Source organism: Pseudomonas sp. R3-56 (assembly GCF_051132075.1).
In the GTDB taxonomy this organism is placed as follows: Bacteria; Pseudomonadota; Gammaproteobacteria; order Pseudomonadales; family Pseudomonadaceae; genus Aquipseudomonas.
Genome location: NZ_CP071657.1, coordinates 2,269,830 through 2,292,942, shown reverse-complemented (window position 1 = coordinate 2,292,942; position 23,113 = coordinate 2,269,830). Strand labels below are relative to the sequence as shown.

Here is a 23,113-nt window from a genome sequence, read left to right as displayed (position 1 = left end):
GGAGGCTACTGATGCACTGATGCAAAGCCAGCACAAACCTTGTGGGAGCGCTGGTTCAGATCCCGCTCAGCGCCAGATCCATCGCGAAGTAAGTGAAGATCAGGTCCGCCCCTGCCCGCTTGATCGCGCCTAGGCTTTCTCGCACGACTCTAGCTTCGTCGATGGCGCCGGCCTGTGCGGCGAACTTGATCATCGCGTACTCGCCGCTGACCTGGTAGGCCGACAATGGCAGGTTCGAGGCCTCGCGGATGTCGCGGATGATGTCGAGATAGGCCCCGGCCGGCTTGACCATCAGTGCATCGGCGCCCTCCTGCTCGTCGAGCAGCGACTCGCGCAGGGCTTCGCGGCGATTCATCGGGTTCATCTGGTAGCTCTTGCGGTCGCCTTTCAAGGCGCTGCCTCCGGCCTCGCGGAACGGCCCGTAGAGCGCGGAGGCGAACTTGGTGGAATAGGCCATGATCGCCGTCTGGCTGAAGCCCGCGTCATCGAGTGCCTTGCGAATGGCCTGGACTTGCCCGTCCATGGCCGCCGACGGCGCGATGACATCGGCGCCGGCGCGTGCCGCCGCTACCGCTTGTTTGCCCAGGTTGATCAGGGTTCGATCGTTATCGACTTCGTGACCGTGCAGCACGCCGCAGTGGCCATGATCGGTGTACTCACAAAAACAGGTATCGGACATCACGATCATTTCCGGCACGGCGTCCTTGCAGATTCCGGCCATGCGCGAAACCAGGCCACGCTCGCTCCACGTGTCGCTGCCGTCGCTGTCCAGATGATGGGACACACCAAAGGTCATCACCGCCTTGATACCGGCACGAGCATACCGCTCGATTTCCCCGGCCAGCTTCGATTCTGGGATACGCACCACGCCGGGCATGCTCTTGATCGGCACGAAATCGTCGATTTCCTCTTCGACGAAAATCGGCAGTACCAGATCATTCAAGGTCAACTCGGTTTCCTGGAACAGGTTGCGCAGGCTTGCATTGCGACGCAGACGGCGTGGACGGGCTGCGGGGAACTGACTGGACATGGGACTCCGGAGGCGAAATGGAACACGAGACAAAGCTTATGCCCTGACCAGGCAGGGCACAAACGCCGACGCAGGAACAGAGTGTTACCGGTCAGGCAATAATTCCCTCACAACGTCAGCGAGCCGTTGCTGCACGTCACCCGATTAGCGGGTCATTCCGGAATCTTCAAGCCGCGCGCCACCGCCGGCCGCGCAAGGAAACGTTCCAGCACCCGCGTCACGTTCGGGAAGTTCTGGATACCCACCAGATCACCGGCCTCATAAAAACCAAGCAGGTTGCGCACCCATGGGAACGTGGCGATATCGGCGATGGTGTAGCGCTCGCCCATGATCCAGTCGCGGCCTTCCAGACGTCCATCGAGTACCTTGAGCAGGCGCTTGCTTTCCTCGACGTATCGGTCGCGCGGCCGTTTGTCCTCGTAATCCTTGCCGGCGAACTTGTTGAAGAACCCCAGCTGACCGAACATCGGCCCGATGCCGCCCATCTGGAACATCAGCCACTGGATCGTCTCGTAGCGCGCCGCCGACTCCTGGGCAAGCAGCTGGCCGCTCTTGTCGGCCAGATAAATCAGGATCGCTCCCGATTCGAACAACGCCAACGGCCGATCTCCCGGCCCATGGGGGTCAAGAATCGCCGGGATCTTGTTGTTGGGATTGAGCGAGAGGAACTCGGGGGACAGTTGGTCATTGTTGCCAAAGTCCACCTTGTGCGGCTCGTAGGGCAGACCGATCTCCTCCAGCATGATCGACACCTTCACGCCGTTGGGGGTCGGCAGGGAATAGAGCTGGAGCCATTCAGGGAACTGGGCGGGCCATTTCTGGGTGATGGGGAAAGGGGTCAGGTCGGGCATGGCATGGGTTCCATGGATCAGTCGGAAAGCCCAAGCATAAATCAGCCGAGCAGGCTTTGGGGCCTTTGAACACAAGCCTTGGCTCTTGAGGGACAGCGCCTCTTTCTTAATTCCGCAACATCCTGTCGCTAACATTCGCTGCGTCCCTTGGCGGGACGCCGCTACAGTGCCCGGCATCAACCAGGATCGCCCCCAGGATCGAACCAAAGAAGCAGCGGGGACTCTGAGAGATGCCCCGAGCAATCGAAGCGGCCATAACGACAGGGAAAACACCCGGAGCCAGAGGCTTTGCGGTGCCGGGGTTTGTCAGCCTGAATCGAGAAGACAAAGACGTATATCGATGATCAACCCACTGAAGTTCGCCCAGTTGAAACGCCGTCCGTGGCTACTGCTACCGACGCTGCTCGTGACCTGTGGGCTGGTGCTGTCGCTGGAATCCAGCGTCAGCAGTGCCCAGCCCGTCGACGGCGTGCAAACGCTGGTGTTCCTGCGCCACGCGGAAAAACCGGTCGGCGGCCTCGGCCAACTCAATTGCCAGGGGCTGAACCGCGCCATCGACCTGGCCACCCTGCTGCCAGAAAAATTCGGCGAAGCCGACTACGTGTTCGCGGCCAATCCGACCCGTAACGTCGAAGAGGGTGAGCTGGATAATTCCTACAGCTACATTCGCCCCTTGATGACAATCAGCCCCAGCGCCATCAAGCTCGGCCTGCCGGTAAACATCGAGTATTCAGCCAACGACACCAGTGACCTGGCTGATGAATTGATGCAGGACAAATACCACAACTCCACGATCTACACGGCCTGGTCCCACGGCTACCTGCCTGAACTGATCAACAAGGTCGCGGGTGAAGCGGTGGGCAAGCGGCAGACCATCACCGACGACTGGGCATCGAGCGATTTCGACTCCCTGTATGTACTGACCCTGACCTGGCACAACGGCAAGGCCAGCCTCACCAGCCAAAGCTACAAGCAAGGCCTGGATAACGGGCAGAAGACCTGCCCGACGTAATCTGCCAAGGATTACCGTGGGAGCGAGCTTGCTCGCGATGGCGGCGTCACGGCCAAAGAAGATGTTGAATATGCTGGCCTCTTCGCGAGCAAGCTCGCTCCCACAGGAAATCGGTGGTGGACGCAGAATCTGTGAGCAGCCGCGAGCCCTTGTGGGAGCGAGCCTGCTCGCGAAAGCGGCGGGTCAGCCAATGAGGGGGTGACTGACCGGATGCCTTCGCGAGCAGGCTCGCTCCCACAGGTTGTGTGCCAAGACTTGAGTTTTATCCTTCCCGAGCGGCGCGTTCACGCAGATATTCCAATACCGCCGCCTGCTCCCCGACAAACTCGATGCGCCCGCCCTTCTTTTCCCGCTGGAATACATACATCGGGTCGTAGTACTCGCGCAGCAAGCCTTCGATCCAAGCGCGATGCAGGTCGACGGCGCCGCTGGCGGCCTGTTCGGCCAGGGCGGCGTCCATGATGTCCAGCAATCGCCGATGGCGATCGCCACCCAGGCGTTTGTGGATGTTGTCCAGGCTCGCCAGCAACCGTTCGCCAAACAGCGAAAACCCTTCGTCGCCATGGACCTCGACAAACTCGGCGCAGAGGTTGATCACGTAGTCGCGCAGGATCCGCTCGACCCGCCGCTCCAGGCGATCCTCCAGCCAGACCATCGGCACCTGCTGCATGCGCTGGTACAACGGCAACGGCAAGGCGCAACTGCCGACCATGCGGCTTTCATCCTCCAGCACGAATTGCTCGATGCCGGCGGCACGCTTTTTCAGCACATCCACCGCCAGCAGGTTTTCGAAATCGATATTGGAAGGCTGCCCGGTCGCACGCTTGCCGAAGCTCGAACCGCGATGATTGGCATAACCTTCCAGGTCCAGGCCGTTATTGAGCTGCGCCAACACCTCGGTCTTGCCGGTGCCGGTCATGCCGCCCAGCAGGACCAAATCGCACTGGGCGACCGCCTGGTCGATAGTGCCCAAGAGGAACGTACGCATCGCCTTGTAGCCCCCGCCGACTCGGGGATATTCGATGCCCGCCTCGTCCTTGAGCCATTGCTGGACGATCTGTGAGCGCAAGCCACCGCGAAAGCAGTACAGCAGGCCATCAGGATAGGCCTGGGCGAATTCGGCCCAGGCCTGGATGCGTTGGGCCTTGGTCTCGCCGCTGACCAGTTGATGCCCCAGGACAATGGCGGCCTGTTGCCCCTGCTGCTTGTAGCAGGTCCCGACGCGTTGCCGCTCGATGTCGGTCATCAACGGCAGGTTGACCACGCCGGGAAACGCGCCCTTGAGAAATTCCACCGGCGCGCGAGTGTCCATCATCGGGCGATCATTGAGGAAAATATCGCGGTAGTCGGTGATGTCGTTGGGCATCAAGACACCTCGACCGCGTGGCTCTGTCGCTCGACCAATTCGCCAATCGGTTCCAGCGCCAGACCCAGTTCAACGGCGACCCGCAGGAACTCGCTCTCCCCTTCGGGTGTGACGGCAATCAGCAGGCCGCCACTGGTCTGCGGGTCGCACAGCACTCGCTTGTGCAGCTCCTGGACGCGACCGACCTTGCTGGCGTAGCTGTCATAGTTGCGCAATGTGCCGCCCGGTACGCAGCCTTGATCGAGGTAGTACTCGACGCCTGGCAGGCGCGGCACCGCGTCGTAGCGGATACGCGCGGTCAGTTGGCTGCCATCGGCCATTTCCACCAAATGCCCGAGCAAGCCGAAACCGGTGACATCGGTCATTGCCGTCACGCCATCGAGCTTGCCGAAACGGCTGCCGGGCTTGTTCAGCGTGCACATCCAGTCTCGGGCCAGGCCTACATCGGCGGCGCGCAGCTTGCCTTTCTTTTCCGCCGTCGTGAGGATGCCGATGCCCAGGGGTTTGGTCAGGTACAGCCGGCAGCCCGCGGTGGCGGTGTCGTTGCGTTTCATGTGGCGCTTTTGCACAAGGCCCGTCACTGCCAGACCGAAAATCGGCTCGGGCGCATCGATCGAGTGCCCGCCCGCCAGGGGGATGCCTGCCTCGTCGCACACCGAGCGGCCACCGCGAATCACCTCGCGCGCGATTTCCGGGGCGAGCACGTTGACTGGCCAGCCGAGGATCGCAATCGCCATCAGTGGATCACCGCCCATGGCATAGATATCACTGATGGCATTGGTCGCGGCGATGCGACCGAAGTCGAACGGATCGTCGACGATCGGCATGAAGAAATCGGTGGTCGAGACCACGCCGCGCTCCTCGTCAATGGCGTAGACCGCCGCATCGTCCCGGGAAGCGTTCCCGACCCACAGCTTGGGATCAAGGTTTTGCGCACCGCTGCCGGCCAGGATCACTTCCAGCACCTGGGGCGAAATCTTGCAGCCGCAACCGGCACCGTGGCTGTACTGGGTCAGGCGAATCGGCTCGCTCATGGGCATACCTCTCGTAAGTCAAGGTGGCCGATTCTAGCAGCAACGCCAGCCGTTCACTGCCGGTCACGACCAGTCGGCACTCATCCGACGGAATTTTTCTGTTGCCAACAGACTCACTTGTTCAATAGCCGAGCCTTCATCCGGGAGATTGCCGATGGACTTGAACCCACGCGTGGACACCCACCTCGATTACGGCCTCGACACGCTGTTCGGACGCGAAACCAAAAGCGTCGACTGCCAGTTCGATGTCAAGCGCCTCGACGACGGCGAGCCGCCATGGTTCGCCCTGCATGTACGCCCACCGCTGCCCGAAGACCTGGCAAAAGCCCAGATCGTGGTGTTCAGCGTCGAAGGCCGGCGCATCAGCGGCATTGTCCGACGTACCGAGCGCCTGGCCGATGACAGCCTGCAACTGGACGTCGAACCGGACTGAGCCGTTCAGGTCTGCCGCGTACTGCTGCGATACATGAACACCAGCGCCAGTGCCAGGCAGGCCATGGCCAACAAGCGGCTGGCGGACAGTTCGACAGGTGGATTGCCCAGCCAGCCGAAGTTGTCGATCAGCATGCCCATGGCAAGTTGCCCGACGATGACCGCGACGGTTGCCACGGCTGTGCCGACTCTCGGCACCGCGCCGACCATCACGATCATGTACACCACGCCAAACAATGCGCCGCTGAGCTGCCATTTCGGCACGTCCAACAGGCTTACCGCATGGGCCGGCTCGAAAAACACGATCAACAGACCGGTCACCACCGTGCCGACCGCAAAGGTCAGCAGACTGCTGCGCAGTACGCCGACCGTCTCGCCCAGACGCCCGTTGATAGCAGCCTGGACGCTCAATACCGCGCCGGCGGCGACAACCACCAGCAATAACAGGATCACGCTCATATCAACCTCGGGCAATCAGGACAAGGGCCACGACAATCAACGCCAACGCCAGCCAGCGCTCGCGGTTGACACGCTTGCGGCTCGCGCCGAACCAGCCGAAATGGTCGATCAGCACGCTTTTGCCGACCTGTCCCGAGAGAATCGCGATCATGGTCATGGCAATGCCGATGTGCGGGGTGGCGAGCGTCAGTACCACCACGTAGATCGGCCCCAGGAAGCCACCGATCAATTGCCAGCGCGGCAATTCATTCAGGGCCGGGCCCCGTTGCGGACCGCTGAGCAGCAACAGCAGGAACAACAGCGCCGCGCCAACGCCAAAGATGCTCAACGTTGCCCACAGATGACCGACCTGGACACCGAGCGGCCCGAGTAGCCCGGCCTCCACCGATAGCCCCATGCCCGCCAGGATCACCAGGGGTAGCAGGAGCCAGCGCAGGAAAGTCCGGGGTGGCGCGGCATCCGCTACCGCTGCGGCGGAGGGGGTGGATGTTGATTGCATGAGATAACCTGCCTGAAAAGAAACGACGGGCATTATCGGCTGGCGCTGTTGTGCGATAAATGGGAGCATTCTGACAACTCTTTTGCGTAACACGCACAGCGGATTCCCATGCACGGTCTTGATGAACTGGGTTTCAAGGCACTCCGATTGTTCGTCGCGGTGCTCGATCTCGGCAGCTTCTCGGAAGTCGCGCGGCGCGAGGGGCTGGCGCCTTCCTCGATTTCCCGCCAGATCCAACTGATGGAGCAGGCGCTGAACCAGCAGTTGCTGTATCGCCATACCCGCGCCGTTTCGCCCACCGAAGCCGGCCGCCTGCTCGGGCACCATGCACGCTTGCTGCTGGTGCAACTGGAGGAAGCCGAACAGGCCTTGCAGGAACAGCACAGCGAACCGGCCGGACTCGTGAGGATCAACGCCCCGGTAGTCTTCGGACAGCGCCACCTGACGCCCTGGCTGGGACAACTGTGCGAGCGCTACCCGAAGCTGCAGTTGGATCTCCAGCAGACCGACAGTTACGTCGACCCGCTGCAGGAAGGTGCCGATCTGCTCTTTCGCATCGGCTCGTTGCACGATTCGAGCATGCAGGCGCGGATCATCGCGCCGCACCGTTTCCAGATCGCGGCCAGCCCCGCCTACCTGGCCCGCCACGGCGTTCCACAAAAACCCGAAGACCTGGCGGCCCATCAGTGCCTGGCCTACAAAGGCGTAGCCGGGCAACAGCGCTGGTTTTTCCGCAAGCCGGGTCAAGCCTGGATACGCTACAGCGTGAGCGGGCCGATCACCGGCAACCACGCCGACACCCTGACCCAGGCCGCCGAACAAGGCCTGGGCCTGGTGATGTTTCCGTCATGGCTGATCGGCGAAGCCGTGCGCAACGGCACGCTGGTGCCGGTCCTGGGCGATTACGAAGCGTCCAACAGCCTCGAACCCCAGCAAATCGCCATCCTCTGGCCCGGCAGCCGACGCCTGTCAGTGAAAGTGCGCACGGTGATCGATTTTTTCCTCGAGTGTTTCGGCGAAGTGCCCTACTGGGATCGTCCTTGATCCGCGTGGGGCTCAGTCGAACTTGACCAGATTCAACACGGGCAACGGGCCGCCGGGGAATTGCGTCAGGTGCGCTCCGGCGCTCAGCGGGCCGAGGTCCACGGCGAAGAATCCCAGCCGCTCGATCAACCCGGCCACTTCCACACGCGCCTGTTGATCATCGCCGGTCAGGAACAGCACACGCTTGCCACCCTCGGCCGCCGGATCAGCCTCGAGCAACTTCGCCAGCATATGGTTGAATGCCTTGACCACCCGCGCGCCGGGCACCCACTCGCTGAACACCTCGGTGGAGGCCCGCCCGTGCAGATCGATCGCCTGGAATTCCGGCACCTTGATGGCATTGTTGGCGTCGATCACGATCCGCCCGGCGAAATCCGGCAAACCTGCCAGGGCTTGCGGCAACTTGTGCCAGTTGACGGCCACCAGCACCATGGGTTGCGCGGCAGCTTCCTGCACAGTGCCGGCACGTACGGTCGGGCCCAGTTCGGCGACCAGCTCGGTCAGGCTTTCCGGCCCGCGACTGTTGGAAATGACCACGTTGATGTCTTGGCGAGCCAGGGCCCGGGCGAATGCGCTGCCGATGGCGCCAGCGCCGATAATGCCGATGGTGTTCATGTGATGTCCTCAATGGTTGGAAAAACCGTGCGGTGATGTCCGCCGTTGAGGTGCATATTGCGCTTGCCATTGCGCCCTGATTAGTCGGTAATGGCTTGAATTATCTTCAAGCATTAGTATCAGGTCCCATCAAATGGAAACCCTCGCCAACCTCGAATGTTTCGTGCGCAGTGCCGAGACCGGCAGTTTTTCTGCTGCCGCCAGGCTGCTGGCGCTGACGCCCGCCGCCGTCAGCCGCAATGTGGCGATGCTGGAGCGAAACCTGGGTGTACGCCTGTTCCAGCGTTCGACCCGCAAGCTTTCCCTGACCGAAACCGGCGAACATTTCCTCGCCGGCATCGGCGGCAACCTTCAAGCCCTGCAGGTTGCGATTGGCACGGTGAGCGCCGAACGTGGCGAGCCGGCGGGCCTGTTGCGGGTCAGCCTCTCCCCCAGCTTCGGCATGGCTCACGTCCTGCCGTTAATGCCTGCTTTCCTCGGTCGATATCCCCTGATCCGGCCGGAATGGCATTTCGAAAATCGTCGCGTCGACTTGATTGCCGAAGGTTTCGACGCGGCGATTGGAGGCGGTTTCGAATTGACCCCCGGCGTCGTGTCCCGGACCTTGGCACCAGCCCACCTGATTGCCGTCGCCAGCCCGCAGTACCTGGCCGGTCGTGCCCAGCCCCAGCATCCGGAGCAATTGACCGATCACGCTAACATCGTCCTGCGCTCCAGCCTGACCGGCCGTGTGCGCCAACCGATGATGCGCAACAGCGTCGGGCTCGAGTGCGCGGTGTCGTTGCCGGAGTCGATCACCTTCAACGATCCGGTCGCGATGCGTGAATCTGCCTTGCTCGGCCTGGGCATTGCGCTGTTGACGGTGCCGGATGTCTTGCCCTGGCTGGAGCGCGGCGAGCTGGTGCGGCTGCTGCCGCAATGGTATGTCGACCTTGGCGCGATCTCGCTCTATTACCCGAGTCGTACGCTGATGCCCGCCAAGACCCGGGTCTTCGTCGACTTCATTACCGGGCACTTCGAACGTCAGGCGCTGGCGCGGCGCTTCAGTGCCGTCGGTGTTAACGTATCGAACCCATGACCGACAAGGACGACTCGTGTTCCAGTTTCAAGCCAACCAGCCCATGGAGCGTTTTAATGTCATTGCTGAGTAAACCAGCCGCCGCCCTGCTACTGGCAGTGATCACCAGCCTGGTCGCATCCCCGGCCCTTGCCGCCCAGCCCAAGAAACCCGTGGCGCAAGCACCGGCCCAGAAGGTTTCGCTGCTGGGCGGCAAGTTCAGCTTCACCCTCCCCCCGGGCTTCACGGCGACGCCCTTGTCCGCAGGGGACGTGGCGCAGGGAACCGCCGGGGCGAGCGGTACGATGTACAGCAATGCCACGCGCAAAACGGTGGTGATCACAGCGGAGAACACCCTGGTTGACGGGGCAAATGTAAAAGATAACGACGCAGCCTTCCTGGATACGACCTTCGCCGATTTCGCCGTCCAGAAGACCAAGGCCCTGCCGGATGCCAAGATCCTCGGGGAAAAGAGCCTGACCTTGAAAGCCACCGGCCTCGGCCTGCGCCAGCTCGACACCCGGGCCACCCAAGGTGGCGGGCCCACGTTGGACACTACCCTGATAGGGGCTTCCGGCACGCGCATGGCCGTGGTGCAGATCATCTCCAGGGCGAGCGACCAGGCCGGTCATGAGGCATTGGTCAAGCAGATCGCCAGCGGGAAGTGATGGGCCTGTGCGGTGTGCCTGACCCCATTGCTGCATTCGCGAGCAGGCTCGCTTCCACAGGGATCCGGCTGGATCAAGGGTTGAGCCGCTCCAGCCAGGCCCGCAGGTCCTTCACCTCCTGCGCGCTGATATTGTGACCAAGCCCCGGATACGCGTGGAATTCCGGTTCCAGGGCCAGGGTCTTGAGGAACGTGTCAGCGTCGGTGCCGTCGTGGTAGGGAATGATCGGGTCCACCGTGCCGTGGCCTATGAACACCGCCAGATCCCGGCGCGATTCATCGGGCGTCAGTTCGGCGCGCAACACCGAAAGAACTCGCCCGCCCATCGCGGCAATGCCGCCAACGGCTTCGGGGTGTCTCAGGGCTACCTCGTAGCTCATCATCGCGCCTTGACTGAAACCCACCAGATAGACGTTGCTCGCATCGGTCGGGTATTTGGCCCGAGCCTTCTCGATGAATTCCAGGAGCATCTGGCCGCTGGCCTTCAGGTCTGACGTGTCACCTTCATAGGCGCCCTCGCCTTTCCTGGCAAACCATTGGTAGCGCCCCGGCTCCATCGACTTGGGTGCCCGCACCGAAAGGTAGTTGTAGTGCTTGGGCAGTTCGTCGGCGAGCGTCAGCAGGTCTTCTTCGTTGCTGCCCGAACCATGCAGGAAAATCACTAGCGGCCGGTTCCTGGCCTGTTCATCGGCGCGGGCCAGGTAGTTGAGTGGCAAGTCGGTATGCAGCGACGGTTGGGCCTGCGCTCCGGCAGACACCAGCAGCAGAAACAGGGCGAACGCTTTGAACATCGGTCTTCCTCCAGCATTGGATAACCGCACGGTGACGACCGTGCGGTGAGGTAGACAGCACTTATCAGTCGTTGATCAATTTCCCCGCCCGAATCGGCTCACGCCCGGCGACTTTCGCCTGCCAGATGCCCGGCTGGGTATAGCGCCCGCGATCCAGGGCGAACAATACGCCGCTGGTGCCGGCGCGGACAGTGGTCACTCGGTCGTTCAACGGATCGACCACCTCGAACAAAGCATCGCCCCGCTCCACCCAGTCGCCAGCGTCGCGCAGGAAGCTGACCACGCCATGGTGCGGGGCAAACAGGTATTCGGTGCCCTCGAACGGAAAACCCTCGCAGCATTGCGCCGGCGCGGCCGGCCAGTCACCGCCGATGAGTCCCTGTTCGGCGAGAAATCCGAGGATGGCCTCGCAATTGGCCCGGGCCTGCTCCACCCGGGTGTCGCCCATGCTGCCCAATTCCAGCGTCGTCGCCAGGTTGGCCGCCGGAATGGCCGCTTGCGGAAAGATCCTCGCCAGGCGCAACCAGGGCGTGGAACAGGACTCATCGAACGAGCTGCCGCCGGAATCTTCGCACAACAACGCCACACCGGCCCTCAGCCGCGCGGCCAGCGAGCGCCACTGCGGCCATTGTTGCGGTAACGCGTACAAGTGGATCGCGGCCTCGAAATCGCAGTGCAGGTCGAGAGTGACGTCGGCGTCGCAAGCATGGCGAAGCAACAGCCGATGCATGGCTTCGAGTTGCGAAGGTGGCGCGGGTAGTTCGTCGAGCACCTCGGCCATGGTTTGCCGGATCAAGGTGACGTTGGCAGCCGGATCGTCGCCCAGGCGAGCCCCGATGCGCTGCGCCACCGGGGCACTGAGTTCGACGAAGGAACGGTTGAAATTCTTCCCGCTGCCCAGCTCGAAACGCCCCATGTGAGCACTCTGCAGATGCTGGTCCAGGCCGATGGGATTGGCCACCGGCACCAGTTCGATCACGCCTTTGAGCAGGCCGCGGGACTCAAGGTCGCTGAGCCGCTGTTTCAGTTCCCATGCCGTGCGCATGCCCGGCAGTTCATCGGCGTGCAGGCTGGCCTGGATGTAGGCCTTGCGCGGGCCATGGCCGAAACGAAACACGCTGAGCCGGCGCTCCGTGCCCAGGTGGCTCCACGGCAGGGTATGGTCGATGCGTTGCATTGGCACTCCAGATATCGGTTCTCGACAGGCTCAGGGTAAAACAATCGCCCATGAAAAAGGTGGCCGGCCGGGTCAGCGGCGGGCCACCTGTTTCCTTCAGCGATTAATGCCCATAGACGTCAAAAGCGAAATATTTATCCTGCACTTTCTTGTAGGTGCCATTGGCGCGGATTTCGCTGATGGCGGCGTTGAATTGGTCCGCCAGGGCCTTGTCACCCTTGCGCACCGCGATGCCGGCGCCGCCGCCAAAATACCTGGCGTCTTCATAGGTCGGCCCGACGAAGGCAAAGCCTTTGCCGGCGGCGGTTTTCAGGAAACCTTCGTCGAGGTTGACCGAGTCGGCCAGCATCGCGTCGAGGCGACCGGCGACCATGTCCAGGTTGGCTTCCTGCTGGGAGCTGTAGCGCACCAGGTTGATTCCCGCCGGCACCAGCACTTCGGTCGCGAAGCGGTCATGGGTACTGGCGCGCAACACGCCGACTTTCTTGCCCTTGAGTTCGGTCAGCGGGTCCTTGACGTCGGTACCTTCCTTCATCACGAAACGCGCCGGGGTGTGGTAGTACTTGATGGTGAAATCGACATTTTTCTTGCGGTCATCAGTGATGGTCATCGACGATAGGACCGCGTCGATCTTCCTCACCTTCAGTGCCGGAATCAGCCCGTCGAACTCTTGCTCGACCCAGGTGCACTTGACCTTCATCTGCGCGCACAGCGCGTCGCCGATATCCACATCGAAGCCGGTCAGCTTGCCGTCAGGCGTCTTCATCGAAAAAGGCGGATAACCGGCCTCTATCCCGAGGCGGATCGGCTTGGCGTCTTCGGCCACAGCCGACAGGGAGAGTACGGACAGTGCCAGGGCACCGAACATGACAAGCTTCTTCATTTTTGCTCCTGAGTGCGCAGGTTTTTTTGATCGTTATGGGCAGATTCGGAAACAGCGTTCGGTCAGCGAAAACCGAAGTGGGCAGGAGTCTAGAGGGGCACTCGGCAGCGGAATTACGTATAGGCGACAAATAGTTATAAAGATGCAGAGCATTTGCGAAATTGAAAGCAATCAGCCCTTGTGGCGAGGGAGCCTGTTTTCCTCACCACAAGGAGGACGCACCGTTCAACAATCGCAGCTGACCGCCTGCTCCGCCACGCGCTCCACCGAACCGGTCAGGCGAAAACCTTCGTCGAGCCAGCCCATGATGCCACCGATCATTTCCTTGACCGGGTACCCCAGGGTCGCCAGGCGCACCGCAGCCTTGTTGGCGCCGTTGCAATGCGGCCCCGCACAATAGACCACGAACAGGGTGGTCTGGGGATAGGCCGCAAGCGCCTCGGTGGTCAGCGTGCGCGTCGGCAGGTTGATCGCCCCGGGCACGTGCCCGCGTGCGTAGGCCTGCGGCCCGCGCACATCGACGAGGACAAAATCGATCTCAGCGGCGTCCTGGCTGGCACGTACGTCGGAACAATCGGTTTCGAACATCAGGCGCCGGCTGAAATGCTGCAGGGCAATGTCGGACGGGGCGGCAGGCATTTCGCGAACAGGGCTGGTCATCGTGGTTTACTCCAGGGACGGATAAGGGCTTGGAGAGACTTTATCCACCCGCCGCCAACCGCTACAGTGGCGTACAAGACACTCTGTGGGAATTTTCCGCCAAATGCAGCCTACCCCTGGCCTCGTCGCGATTCTCGCCTACGACGGGCTGTGCACGTTCGAATTCGGCGTCGCCGTCGAGATATTCGGGCTGGCACGGCCCGAGTTTGATTTTCCCTGGTATGAACACCGCATCGTCGCTGTCGACGACGGCCCGATGCGCGCCATGGGCGGCTTCCAGGTATTGGCCGATGGCGGCATGGAACTGCTCGACAGCGCGCGAACCGTTATCGTGCCGGGCTGGCGCAGTCGCAGCGAACCGCCCTCCGATGCCCTGCTCCAGGCCTTGCGACGAGCCCATGCCCGTGGCGCTCGCCTGTTGTCGATCTGCTCGGGGGCTTTTGTCCTGGCGGCCACCGGGCTGCTTGACGGCTTGGGCGCCACCACGCATTGGCGCTACACCGACGAACTCGCCGACAGCTACCCGACCATCGAAGTCGATCCCGATGTACTTTATGTCGACTCCGGCCAGATCATCACCTCGGCTGGCAGCGCGGCCGGCATCGATGCCTGCCTGCACTTGGTGGCGCGGGATTTCGGCGCCCAGGTCGCCAATGCCGTGGCGCGCCGGCTGGTCATGCCGACCCAACGCACCGGTGGCCAGGCGCAGTTCATTCCCTCGCCGGTCAGCCGCACGCCGCGCAGCGATTTGTCCGGCGTCATGCAATGGGCCCGGGAACGTCTCCACGAGCCGCTGGGAGTGCGCGACCTGGCCAGTCACGCCGCCATGAGCGAACGGACCTTCCTGCGTCGCTTCACCCAGGCTTGCGGCCTGTCGCCCAAGGCCTGGCTGCAACATGAGCGCCTGGCACGGGCGCGGGAATTGCTGGAAAGCACGCAAGACAACACCGACAACATTGCCCAGCTGTGTGGCTATCGTTCGGTGGAAAGTTTCCGGGTAGCGTTTCGCAACGTGGTGGGGCTGGCGCCGTCGGTGTACCGGGAGCGGTTTGGGCGAGGGTGACGACGCCTTCGAGGTTCTCCGTGGCGAGGGAGCTTGCTCCCGCTGGGTTGCGCAGCAACCCCGATGCACAAGATGGCTGATGTCTTGCGCCTGCTTCGCAGTCGAGCGGGAGCAAGCTCCCTCGCCACGGGTTGATCCGCACCATCAGGGTTTGCGCAACAAATACGTATCCATGATCCACCCATTCGCCTGTCGCGCCGCCTTGCGGGTGCGTTCGATGTCGTCGGCCACGTCCCCCAGCCGTCCGGCAATGAGCAATTCATCCGCCATTCCCACGTAGGCGCCCCAATAGATCTGCGTATCAGGATCGCTGACCTGGCGATACGCATCCTCGGCATCAAGCATCACCACCGTGCTCGCGGCATCGCCAACCTGCGCCGCCGCCAGCCTGCGCCCCGTGGTGATCTCCAGCGAGCCGCCGATACTGTTCAACGGCACCTTGTGTCGCGCCGCGAGGGCCTGGACGCTGGTAATCCCCGGAACGACATCGAACTCGAAGACGCAGCGCCCCGAATCAAGGATCGCCTGCAGGATGCGCAGGGTGCTGTCGTACAGCGATGGGTCGCCCCACACCAGGAAACCGCCACGCTGCCCGTCAGACAATTGCTCATTGATCAATATTTCGAACGTTGCCTGCTTCGCCCGGTTAAGTGCCTCGACACTGGCCGTGTAGTCCAGATCCTCGCGCTGGCGCTCGGGACTGCCGGCTTCGACAAAACGGTAGGTGCGATCAGTGATGTAGCGGCGACAGATGTCGCGACGCAGGTCCAACAGCGCATCCTTGCCGGGCCCTTTGTCCATCAGGAAAAACACATCGACCTGATTCAGGGCCTTCACCGCTTGCATCGTCAGGTGATCGGGATCACCGGCACCGATGCCTATCACCGACAATCTCTTCATGCTTGCGGCTCCCGGCCAGGCCCCTGGGTGCGAAATCGCCACACCCCGTTGAAACGCAACTCAGTGACGGAAAGCGATTCGATGTCGATCCGGTGGAACATGCCCAGCGGGCAACCCAGTACGTTCAGCAGGGCAGCGCGAATCACGAACGGATGGGTAACGGCCAGCCAGTGGCCCGGAGTGTGTTGCAGCGTCGTCAGCCAGTCGCCGACCCGGCGACATACCCCGCTGACGGACTCGCCGCCGTGGGGCGCGGCGTCCGGGTCGTCACGCCAGGCTTGAAGGCATTCCGGCTCCGTCTTGAGCAATTCATCGACAGACATCCCGCGCCAACGCCCGAAATCACAATCGGCCAACGCCTGGACCATCCGCGGATCGTCGCCCAACAGCGCCGCGGTCTGGCGGGTGCGCAGCTCTGGCCCGCAGAGCAGGCGGCGGACGTTCCGGTATTCATGGCCGATCTCGGCACGCGTCGCCAGCCAGCCGGCGTCCAGCGGTTCGTCCAAGCCGAAACGTGCATCTTTCTGGGCGGCGGTGCGGGCATGGCAGATCAGGGTAAGGCGAGTGGCTTGCACATTGGATACTCAGGCTGTCGGACGGCTCAACACAGCAACCCCCCGTATTTTCTTGTACAACACCTTATATGAAATCAAATAACCCGGACAAAAAGGCGGTATGTCTGACACAGACGGAAGCGATAGCTGACATACATTGGCGTTCCAACCAAACCCTTGCCCTACAAGGCCTCTACATGACTTGAGGCTTTTTAAACGGAAAGTAAAAACCTCTGGACACGCGACACCTGCTGCCCAAATACTATTTTCGGCGCTAGAAAAGAAACCAGCACTCATCCCGGCAAGGAGCACGGATGCCTCTCTTCAGAGACCCGATCACTGATCCGTGCCTGGCTATGATGCTATCGGTACACAAGGTCATATGTGCCCTGTATGGCCGGGCGCCGCCCGACGCCTTGCCCCAGGCGCTGTCACCAGCCGAACTTTGTGAGCACTATGCGTGAATCCATTGAATGTGCCGAATCGGGCCTCTATACCAAGCCTGCTTTCCGGTTGCTGCGTGAAGACTCCGAGCATCCATTGTTGCTGGTTTGCGAACATGCCAGCCGCTACATTCCTGATGCACTGAACGACCTGGGCCTGGATGAAACCGCCGCTCAGGAACATATTGCCTGGGACATCGGTGCGCTGGTCCTGGCCGAGCGGCTGTCCGAAACCCTCGGCGCGACCTTGCTGTCGGCCAACTATTCAAGGTTGTTGATCGACCTGAACCGTCCGCTTCACGTCGCCGACAGCATTCCGGCGCAAAGCGAGATCTACCAGATTCCTGGCAACCAGTCCTTGGATGACGCTACGCGCGCGTATCGCCAACGGTGCCTCTTCCATCCATTCCATGATCAATTGCGCGCCTTGATCGACCGGCGCCTGGCCGACAAGCGGACCGTGCGAGTGGTCGGCATCCACAGCTTCACCCCGGTGTTCTACGGCCAGCCGCGGGCGCTTGAGGCCGGAGTATTGTTTGGCGAAGCCCGGGAATATGCCCAGCGCATCGTCGACGGGTTGGCGCGCCATTCGTTGCGGGCCGCCGGCAATCAGCCCTATAAGGTCAGCCCGTTGAGTGACATGACGGTTCCAGTCCACGGCGACGGCCGCGGCCTGGATTCGGTGCTGATCGAAGTACGCAATGACCTGTTGCGCAGTCCCGAATCGGTGCGGACCTGGAGCGCCTATCTCGCGCCGCTGCTGTAACGCGACAGTGTTAAATCTCTGCTACAAGCTTCAACGCGTGGACATCGACAGTGATCGTCAGGCCCGGCACCTCTCGGCGGGCTCTTTGAAACAGGAGTGTTATCCATGCTGGCTTTACGTCCAGTTCAGTTAACCGATTTGCCGCAGTTGCAGCAGCTGGCCCGCGACAGCCTGGTGGGCGTCACCTCGCTTCCCGACGACACTGATCGCCTGCGGGACAGAATCCTCAGCTCATGCGCCTCGTTCGAAACCGACGTGCAACGCCCCGGTGCGCAGAATTACTTTTTTGTCCTGCAGGACCTGGTGTCGAGCCGCCTGCTGGGCTGCTCGGAAATCGTTGCGGCCACCGGTTGCGACGAGCCGTTCTACAGCCTGCGCAACCGGCCGTTTTCCAGCGAGTCCCGGGAGTTGAACATCCAGCATGGCGTACCGGCACTGTCGCTGTGCCAGGACCTGAATGGCCAGACGCTGCTGCGCGGCTTTCATATCGACGCCGCACACGTGCACACGCCGCAATCGCAATTGTTGTCCCGGGCCCGGCTGATGTTTATCGGCGCTCATCCCCAACGCTTTGCCGACTCGGTGATTACAGAGATCGTCGGGTACAGTAGCGAGGAAGGCCATTCGCCCTTCTGGGATGCCATCGGCCAGCACTTTTTCGACCTGTCCTACACCGAAGCCGAACGATTGTGCGGCCTGCAGAGTCGGACCTTTCTAGCCGACCTGATGCCGCAATACCCGATCTATGTCCCTATGTTGCCGCCCCAGGCCCAGGCTTGTATCGGCCGGATCCACCCCGACGGCCAGGAAGCCTTCGACATTCTCGAACGCGAGGGTTTCGAAACCAATAACTACGTGGACATCTTTGACGGCGGGCCGACGATGCATGCCCGGGTCGCGAACATCCGCTCGATCATTCACAGCCGCTCGGCCGTCGTGCGTCCGAGCCAGCAGGTTGACGCCACGGGGCGCTACCTGGTGAGTAATGATGGCCTGGGTAATTACCGGGCCATTATCGCCGACCTGGACCTTGACGCCGCAGGCTTCGTGCGCCTGTCCCCTGACATGCTGGCAGCGCTTGAGGTTGCCGACGGTGACCGGGTCCGGGTGGTCAGCCTATGAACTGCAATCGATTGCACATCGTGCGACAGCGTCCCGCCCGGCCTGTAGAAGGAGGCGCTTCGTGGTAGTCCGCCCGGTTGCCCTGACCGACTTGCCCGCATTGATGGACCTCGCCCGTTGCGCCGGCCCTGGGTTCACCAGCCTGCCGGCCAACGAGGAGCGCCTGGCGCACCGGGTACGCTGGGCCCAGCGCACCTTCGCCGGACAGGTCGAACGGGCGGACGCCGACTATCTGTTCGTGCTCGAAGACGATGACCGTCAGGTACTGGGTATCAGCGCTCTCACTGGCGCAATCGGACTGCGCGAGCCCTGGTACAACTATCGGCTCGGGGTCACGGTCAGCTCGGCGCCCGAGCTGGGCATCCAGCGGCATATTCCGACGCTGTTCCTCAGTAACGAGATGACCGGGCAGTCGGAAATCTGCTCGTTGTTTCTTCATCCCCAGCACCGTCGCGGCCATAACGGGCGCCTGCTGTCCCTGGCGCGCCTGCTGTTCGTGGCGGAGTTTTCCGGGCTGTTTGGCGATAAGCTGATCGCCGAATTACGCGGCCACGCCGATGAACAAGGTTGCTCGCCGTTCTGGGACAGCCTGGGACGACACTTTTTCCAGAAGGACTTCAGCCACGCCGACCAGTTGTCCAGCATGGGCAATAAATCCTTCATCGCCGAGCTGATGCCCCGCCAACCGCTGTACACCTGCCTGCTCACCGAGCAGGCCCAGGCCGTGATCGGCAAGGCTCACCCCAACACCGAACCGGCCTTGAAGATCCTTGGCGATGAGGGTTTTTCCCATAAAGGGTACGTGGATATCTTTGACGCCGGCCCGGTGATCGAAGCGCCGGTATCGAACATCCGCAGCGTCCGCGACAGCCAGTCGCTGACGCTGACCATAGGCACCCCGGACGAACGGGCGCCGGTCTGGCTGATTCATAACCGGCGCCTGGAGAACTGCCGCGTCACCAGCGCCCGGGGGCACCTGCACGGCCAGGGCCTGGTGGTCGATCGCCTGACTGCCAAACGCCTGCAAGTACAACCGGGTGACACGGTGCGCGCCGTGCTGCTGTTCAAACAGGATCGCCAGGCGGTGGCGGCATAGCGGCGCGGCGCCTGCCATATCTCATGGGATCGACTTCGGCCAGCCTGTCCCTGTAAATTCGTCATCATCCTTGGCCGTCCCGCGTGATAGCTTTCCATCCTTAGGCGTTGACACTTTTGCTCAAGCCCTTCCATTCCATTGGTGGAACTCATATGTCCAGGCTTTCCCATCAAGATTTGCGTCGAAATTTCCGCCAATTGCTGGCTTCCACAAATTGCTACCACACAGCTTCAGTGTTCGATCCGATGTCGGCGCGCATTGCCGCCGACCTGGGTTTCGAGGTAGGCATCCTTGGAGGCTCGGTGGCGTCACTGCAGGTATTGGGCGCGCCGGATTTTGCCCTGATCACTCTCAGCGAATTCGCCGAGCAGGCCACCCGCATCGGACGTGTCGCGCAACTGCCGGTGATCGCCGACGCCGACCACGGCTACGGCAACGCACTGAACGTGATGCGTACCATCATCGAGCTCGAACGCGCCGGCGTGGCGGCGCTGACGATTGAAGACACCTTGCTGCCGGCACAATTTGGCCGCAAATCCACCGACCTGATCAGCGTGGCCGAAGGCGTCGGCAAGATTCGCGCGGCTCTGGAGGCGCGAGTCGACTCGGAAATGGCCATCGTCGCCCGCACTAACGCGGGGATTCTGCCGGTCCAGGAGATCATCAGTCGCACCCGGCAATACGAGCGCGCCGGCGCGGACGGCATTTGCATGGTAGGCGTGCAGGATTTCGAGCATCTGGAGCAGATCAGCGAGAACCTGAACGTACCGCTGATGCTCGTGACTTATGGCAACCCGCTGCTGCGCGACGATAAACGCCTGGCTGAACTGGGCGTGCGGATCACGATCGACGGCCACGGCGCGTATTTCGCCGCGATCAAGGCTACCTACGACAGCCTGCGGGAACAGCGTCAGATCTTCACCCAGGCGTCAGACCTCAGCGCCACGGAACTGACCCACACCTACACCCAGCCCGAGGAATATATCCGTTGGGCCGAGGAGTATATGAGCGTCAAGGAGTGAGCTGATTCATCGACCTGGAGGCCGCCATCGCGAGCAAGCTCGCTCCCACAGGGGCTTGCGGTGAGCGCCAATAATGCGTCCACCGCACAAACTCTGTGGGAGCGAGCTTGCTCGCGATAGCAGTCTCAGCGTGAACGAGCTTCAGCGCCCGCTACGCAACATCTCCTTGGGCACATACTTGCCGATCTCGAACTTGCCGATAGCCGCCCGATGGACCTCATCCGGACCATCGGCCAGGCGCAGCGTGCGCTGCATGGCATACATGTAGGCCAGCGGGAAATCGTTGGAAACCCCGGCCCCGCCGTGGATCTGGATCGCCCGATCAATGACTTTCAAGGCCACGTTCGGCGCGACGACCTTGATCTGGGCGATTTCGCTCTTGGCCACTTTATTGCCGACCGTGTCCATCATGTACGCCGCCTTCAAGGTCAGCAGGCGCGCCATGTCGATTTCCATTCGCGAGTCGGCGATCTTGTCGATGTTGCCACCCAGGCGCGCCAGCGGCTGGCCAAATGCGGTGCGACTGATAGCGCGCTTGCACATCAATTCCAAGGCACGCTCGGCCATGCCGATGGAGCGCATGCAGTGGTGAATCCGGCCCGGCCCGAGGCGACCCTGGGCAATTTCAAAGCCGCGTCCTTCGCCCAGCAAGACGTTTTCGTACGGCACCCGCACGTTATCGAACAGCACTTCGGCGTGGCCGTGAGGTGCATCGTCATAGCCGAACACCGGTAGCGGCCGGACGATTTTTACCCCGGGGGTGTCCACCGGCACCAGGATCATCGAGTGCTGGGCGTGACGAGGTGCGTCGGGATTGCTCAGGCCCATGAAGATCAGGATCTTGCAGCGTGGGTCGCAGGCGCCCGAGGTCCACCATTTCTTGCCGTTGATGACCCATTGATCGCCGTCACGCTCGGCACGGGCAGCCATGTTGGTGGCGTCCGACGAAGCAACGTCCGGTTCGGTCATGGCAAAGGCCGAACGAATCTCGCCCCGCAGCAGCGGTTCGAGCCAGCGCTGCTTTTGTTCCTCGTTGGCGTAACGCACCAGCACTTCCATGTTGCCGGTATCCGGCGCCGAACAGTTGAACGGCTCCGGGCCCAGCAGCGAACGCCCCATGATCTCCGCCAGCGGTGCATATTCCAGGTTGGTCAGGCCGGCCCCCAACTCGGACTCGGGCAGGAACAGATTCCACAACCCTTCGGCTTTGGCCTTGGCCTTGAGCTCCTCCATGATCGCAGTCGGCTGCCAACGGTCGCCTTCAGCCACTTGCCGTTCGAACACGGCCTCGGCCGGGTAGACATAGGCATCCATGAACGCCGTGACGCGCTCACGCAGTTCCTGAACCTTGGGGGAGTAGGCAAAATCCATGGCAGCACCTTCTTGGCAGAGGTTGTTTTTAGGTCATGAAATCGATGCTAGTTCAGCTACGAAAATTTACCTAACCTATTCTCAGCGTGTATTAACATTCATCACCGATATATGGTTCACTGATTCGCATCGCCTTCCGGCACCTCACAACAAGCCCAAGAACAAGAGTGCAGCGCCATGAATCTGAGCAAGGTCGACCTCAACCTTTTCATTGTCTTTGATGCGATCTACACCGAAGCCAACCTGACCCGGGCCGGGCAGATCGTCGGCATCACTCAACCGGCGGTGTCCAATGCGCTGGCGCGTTTGCGCGAGACGTTCAACGACCCGCTGTTCGTGCGTACTGCCCAAGGCATGGTGCCCACGCCGATGGCCCAGAATATTATCGGGCCGGTGCGCAACGCCCTGTCGCTGCTCCGGGTGTCGGTGCAGGAAAGCCGGATCTTCAACCCGCTGCAAGCCGTGAAGACCTATCGCATCAGCATGACCGACCTCACCGAGGGCGTGATCCTGCCGCCGCTGTTCCAGCGCCTGCGCCGCCTGGCGCCGACCGTGGCCATCGAGAGTTTCCTGTCCAAGCGTCGGGAAACCACCAAGGAGCTGGCCGCCGGGCGCCTGGATTTCGCGGTTGATGCTCCACTCAATACCGATCCGCAGGTGCGCCACGTCAAGCTGATGGAAGATCGCTACGTGTGTGCCATGCGCAAGGGCCACCCGTTGGCGGGCAAGGAAAAACTCAGCCTGGATGATTACCTGGCCCAGACCCATGTACATATCTCCAGCCGCCGCAACGGCCTCGGTTATGTCGACCTGGCATTGGGCAAGATGGGCATCCAGCGCAAGATCGCCCTGCGCTCGCAGCATTATCTGATGGCTTCCCAGGTGCTCCAGCAGACCGACATGGTCATGACCGTTCCCGAACGTTTCGCCCGTCGCCACGACCTGCATGCCTTCCTGTTGCCCGTCAACGATGTGCCGCCGGTGGAAACCCATCTCTACTGGCACGAAAGCACCGACCAGGACCCGGCCAACCGCTGGATGCGCGAGCAGATGATCGAGCTGTGCCAGCAGGTGACGGCGCATGAGAAGAAGCTTGATAAGGTTTAGCCGATCAAACGGGTCTGATCCCAAATTGTGGGAGCGAGCTTGCTCGCGATGGCGGCGGTTCATTCAACATTGATGCAAGCTGATCCACTGCT

The 23,113-nt window shown here is 61.9% G+C and carries 25 protein-coding genes; 11 read left to right on the top strand and 14 right to left on the bottom strand.

Features of this window, described 5'->3' with window-relative positions:
• Positions 1–55 precede the first annotated feature (55 nt).
• Both hemB and J3P96_RS10470 read right to left on the bottom strand, forming a co-directional pair.
• A complete protein-coding gene (gene hemB / locus J3P96_RS10475) occupies positions 56–1,030 on the bottom strand; it encodes a porphobilinogen synthase (RefSeq protein ID WP_434656909.1) in 975 nt (324 codons plus the stop codon).
• A 152-nt stretch (positions 1,031–1,182) separates the two neighbouring features.
• The gene (locus J3P96_RS10470) at positions 1,183–1,881 is read right to left on the bottom strand and encodes a glutathione binding-like protein (protein ID WP_434630036.1); all 699 of its coding nucleotides are present in this window, start codon (positions 1,879–1,881) and stop codon (positions 1,183–1,185) included.
• A 340-nt stretch (positions 1,882–2,221) separates the two neighbouring features.
• On the opposite strand from J3P96_RS10470, the gene J3P96_RS10465 reads away from it, so the two are divergent.
• Complete coding sequence (locus J3P96_RS10465) at positions 2,222–2,893, top strand: histidine phosphatase family protein (RefSeq protein ID WP_434656907.1); 672 nt, start codon at positions 2,222–2,224, stop codon at positions 2,891–2,893.
• A gap of 262 nt (positions 2,894–3,155) precedes the next feature.
• Here the strand turns inward: J3P96_RS10465 and mnmH are convergent, their stop codons facing one another.
• Together mnmH and selD are read right to left on the bottom strand one after the other, a co-directional pair.
• On the bottom strand, positions 3,156–4,259 hold the full coding sequence (gene mnmH / locus J3P96_RS10460) for a tRNA 2-selenouridine(34) synthase MnmH (RefSeq protein WP_434656904.1): 1,104 nt from the start codon (positions 4,257–4,259) through the stop codon (positions 3,156–3,158).
• Entirely contained in the window at positions 4,259–5,293 is a 1,035-nt protein-coding gene (gene selD / locus J3P96_RS10455) for a selenide, water dikinase SelD (RefSeq protein WP_434656901.1), read from the bottom strand. Before selD ends, mnmH begins: the two co-directional genes overlap by 1 nt.
• A 154-nt stretch (positions 5,294–5,447) precedes the next feature.
• On the opposite strand from selD, the gene J3P96_RS10450 reads away from it, so the two are divergent.
• Positions 5,448–5,726 (top strand): hypothetical protein, encoded by a 279-nt coding sequence (locus J3P96_RS10450; protein WP_305500172.1) that lies wholly within the window; start codon positions 5,448–5,450, stop codon positions 5,724–5,726.
• 5 nt (positions 5,727–5,731) lie between these two features.
• Here the strand turns inward: J3P96_RS10450 and J3P96_RS10445 are convergent, their stop codons facing one another.
• Positions 5,732–6,184, bottom strand: coding sequence for a DMT family transporter (locus J3P96_RS10445; protein ID WP_305500170.1), 453 nt, complete (start codon positions 6,182–6,184; stop codon positions 5,732–5,734).
• A 1-nt stretch (position 6,185) separates the two neighbouring features.
• Positions 6,186–6,683: a DMT family transporter gene (locus J3P96_RS10440; RefSeq protein ID WP_434630029.1), complete on the bottom strand. Its 498-nt coding sequence runs from the start codon at positions 6,681–6,683 to the stop codon at positions 6,186–6,188.
• Positions 6,684–6,791: 108 nt separating this feature from the next.
• On the opposite strand from J3P96_RS10440, the gene J3P96_RS10435 reads away from it, so the two are divergent.
• On the top strand, positions 6,792–7,727 hold the full coding sequence (locus J3P96_RS10435; protein WP_434656899.1) for a LysR family transcriptional regulator: 936 nt from the start codon (positions 6,792–6,794) through the stop codon (positions 7,725–7,727).
• Positions 7,728–7,739: 12 nt separating this feature from the next.
• Here J3P96_RS10435 and J3P96_RS10430 read toward each other — a convergent pair whose 3' ends face one another.
• Complete coding sequence (locus J3P96_RS10430; protein ID WP_434656897.1) at positions 7,740–8,342, bottom strand: NADPH-dependent F420 reductase; 603 nt, start codon at positions 8,340–8,342, stop codon at positions 7,740–7,742.
• Positions 8,343–8,475: 133 nt separating this feature from the next.
• Here J3P96_RS10430 and J3P96_RS10425 point away from each other — a divergent pair, with 133 nt between their 5' ends.
• Complete coding sequence (locus J3P96_RS10425; protein ID WP_434656895.1) at positions 8,476–9,420, top strand: LysR substrate-binding domain-containing protein; 945 nt, start codon at positions 8,476–8,478, stop codon at positions 9,418–9,420.
• Positions 9,421–9,476: 56 nt separating this feature from the next.
• Positions 9,477–10,067, top strand: coding sequence for a hypothetical protein (locus J3P96_RS10420; RefSeq protein WP_434656892.1), 591 nt, complete (start codon positions 9,477–9,479; stop codon positions 10,065–10,067).
• Positions 10,068–10,140: 73 nt separating this feature from the next.
• Here the strand turns inward: J3P96_RS10420 and J3P96_RS10415 are convergent, their stop codons facing one another.
• The 4 genes from J3P96_RS10415 to J3P96_RS10400 form a co-directional block, all read right to left on the bottom strand.
• Positions 10,141–10,857: an alpha/beta hydrolase gene (locus J3P96_RS10415; protein ID WP_434573263.1), complete on the bottom strand. Its 717-nt coding sequence runs from the start codon at positions 10,855–10,857 to the stop codon at positions 10,141–10,143.
• 64 nt (positions 10,858–10,921) lie between these two features.
• The gene (locus tag J3P96_RS10410) at positions 10,922–12,034 is read right to left on the bottom strand and encodes a succinylglutamate desuccinylase/aspartoacylase family protein (RefSeq protein ID WP_434656889.1); all 1,113 of its coding nucleotides are present in this window, start codon (positions 12,032–12,034) and stop codon (positions 10,922–10,924) included.
• A 103-nt stretch (positions 12,035–12,137) separates the two neighbouring features.
• Complete coding sequence (locus J3P96_RS10405) at positions 12,138–12,917, bottom strand: ABC transporter substrate-binding protein (protein ID WP_434656887.1); 780 nt, start codon at positions 12,915–12,917, stop codon at positions 12,138–12,140.
• A gap of 225 nt (positions 12,918–13,142) precedes the next feature.
• On the bottom strand, positions 13,143–13,577 hold the full coding sequence (locus tag J3P96_RS10400; RefSeq protein ID WP_434656885.1) for a rhodanese-like domain-containing protein: 435 nt from the start codon (positions 13,575–13,577) through the stop codon (positions 13,143–13,145).
• 103 nt (positions 13,578–13,680) lie between these two features.
• On the opposite strand from J3P96_RS10400, the gene ftrA reads away from it, so the two are divergent.
• Positions 13,681–14,640 (top strand): transcriptional regulator FtrA, encoded by a 960-nt coding sequence (gene ftrA / locus J3P96_RS10395; RefSeq protein ID WP_434656883.1) that lies wholly within the window; start codon positions 13,681–13,683, stop codon positions 14,638–14,640.
• 144 nt (positions 14,641–14,784) lie between these two features.
• On the opposite strand, the gene cobF is transcribed toward ftrA, so the two are convergent.
• Together cobF and J3P96_RS10385 are read right to left on the bottom strand one after the other, a co-directional pair.
• Positions 14,785–15,540 carry a precorrin-6A synthase (deacetylating) gene (gene cobF / locus J3P96_RS10390; protein WP_434656881.1) on the bottom strand — a complete coding sequence of 252 codons (756 nt, stop codon included), beginning with the start codon at positions 15,538–15,540 and terminating at the stop codon, positions 14,785–14,787.
• Positions 15,537–16,115 (bottom strand): histidine phosphatase family protein, encoded by a 579-nt coding sequence (locus J3P96_RS10385; protein WP_434656879.1) that lies wholly within the window; start codon positions 16,113–16,115, stop codon positions 15,537–15,539. The genes cobF and J3P96_RS10385 overlap by 4 nt, the downstream gene beginning before the upstream one ends.
• 435 nt (positions 16,116–16,550) lie before the next feature.
• Here J3P96_RS10385 and J3P96_RS10380 point away from each other — a divergent pair, with 435 nt between their 5' ends.
• The 4 genes from J3P96_RS10380 to J3P96_RS10365 all read left to right on the top strand — a co-directional run bounded on the left by J3P96_RS10380 (position 16,551) and on the right by J3P96_RS10365 (position 20,543).
• A complete protein-coding gene (locus tag J3P96_RS10380; protein WP_434656878.1) occupies positions 16,551–17,303 on the top strand; it encodes an N-formylglutamate amidohydrolase in 753 nt (250 codons plus the stop codon).
• Between the two features lie 105 nt (positions 17,304–17,408).
• Positions 17,409–18,425 (top strand): arginine N-succinyltransferase, encoded by a 1,017-nt coding sequence (locus tag J3P96_RS10375; protein ID WP_434656876.1) that lies wholly within the window; start codon positions 17,409–17,411, stop codon positions 18,423–18,425.
• A gap of 61 nt (positions 18,426–18,486) precedes the next feature.
• Positions 18,487–19,521 carry an arginine N-succinyltransferase gene (astA, locus tag J3P96_RS10370; RefSeq protein WP_434656873.1) on the top strand — a complete coding sequence of 345 codons (1,035 nt, stop codon included), beginning with the start codon at positions 18,487–18,489 and terminating at the stop codon, positions 19,519–19,521.
• A 152-nt stretch (positions 19,522–19,673) separates the two neighbouring features.
• On the top strand, positions 19,674–20,543 hold the full coding sequence (locus J3P96_RS10365; protein ID WP_434601241.1) for an isocitrate lyase/PEP mutase family protein: 870 nt from the start codon (positions 19,674–19,676) through the stop codon (positions 20,541–20,543).
• Positions 20,544–20,684: 141 nt separating this feature from the next.
• Here J3P96_RS10365 and J3P96_RS10360 read toward each other — a convergent pair whose 3' ends face one another.
• Entirely contained in the window at positions 20,685–21,914 is a 1,230-nt protein-coding gene (locus J3P96_RS10360) for an acyl-CoA dehydrogenase (protein WP_434656871.1), read from the bottom strand.
• Positions 21,915–22,091: 177 nt separating this feature from the next.
• Here J3P96_RS10360 and J3P96_RS10355 point away from each other — a divergent pair, with 177 nt between their 5' ends.
• On the top strand, positions 22,092–23,021 hold the full coding sequence (locus J3P96_RS10355; RefSeq protein WP_434573242.1) for a LysR family transcriptional regulator: 930 nt from the start codon (positions 22,092–22,094) through the stop codon (positions 23,019–23,021).
• Positions 23,022–23,113 lie beyond the last annotated feature (92 nt).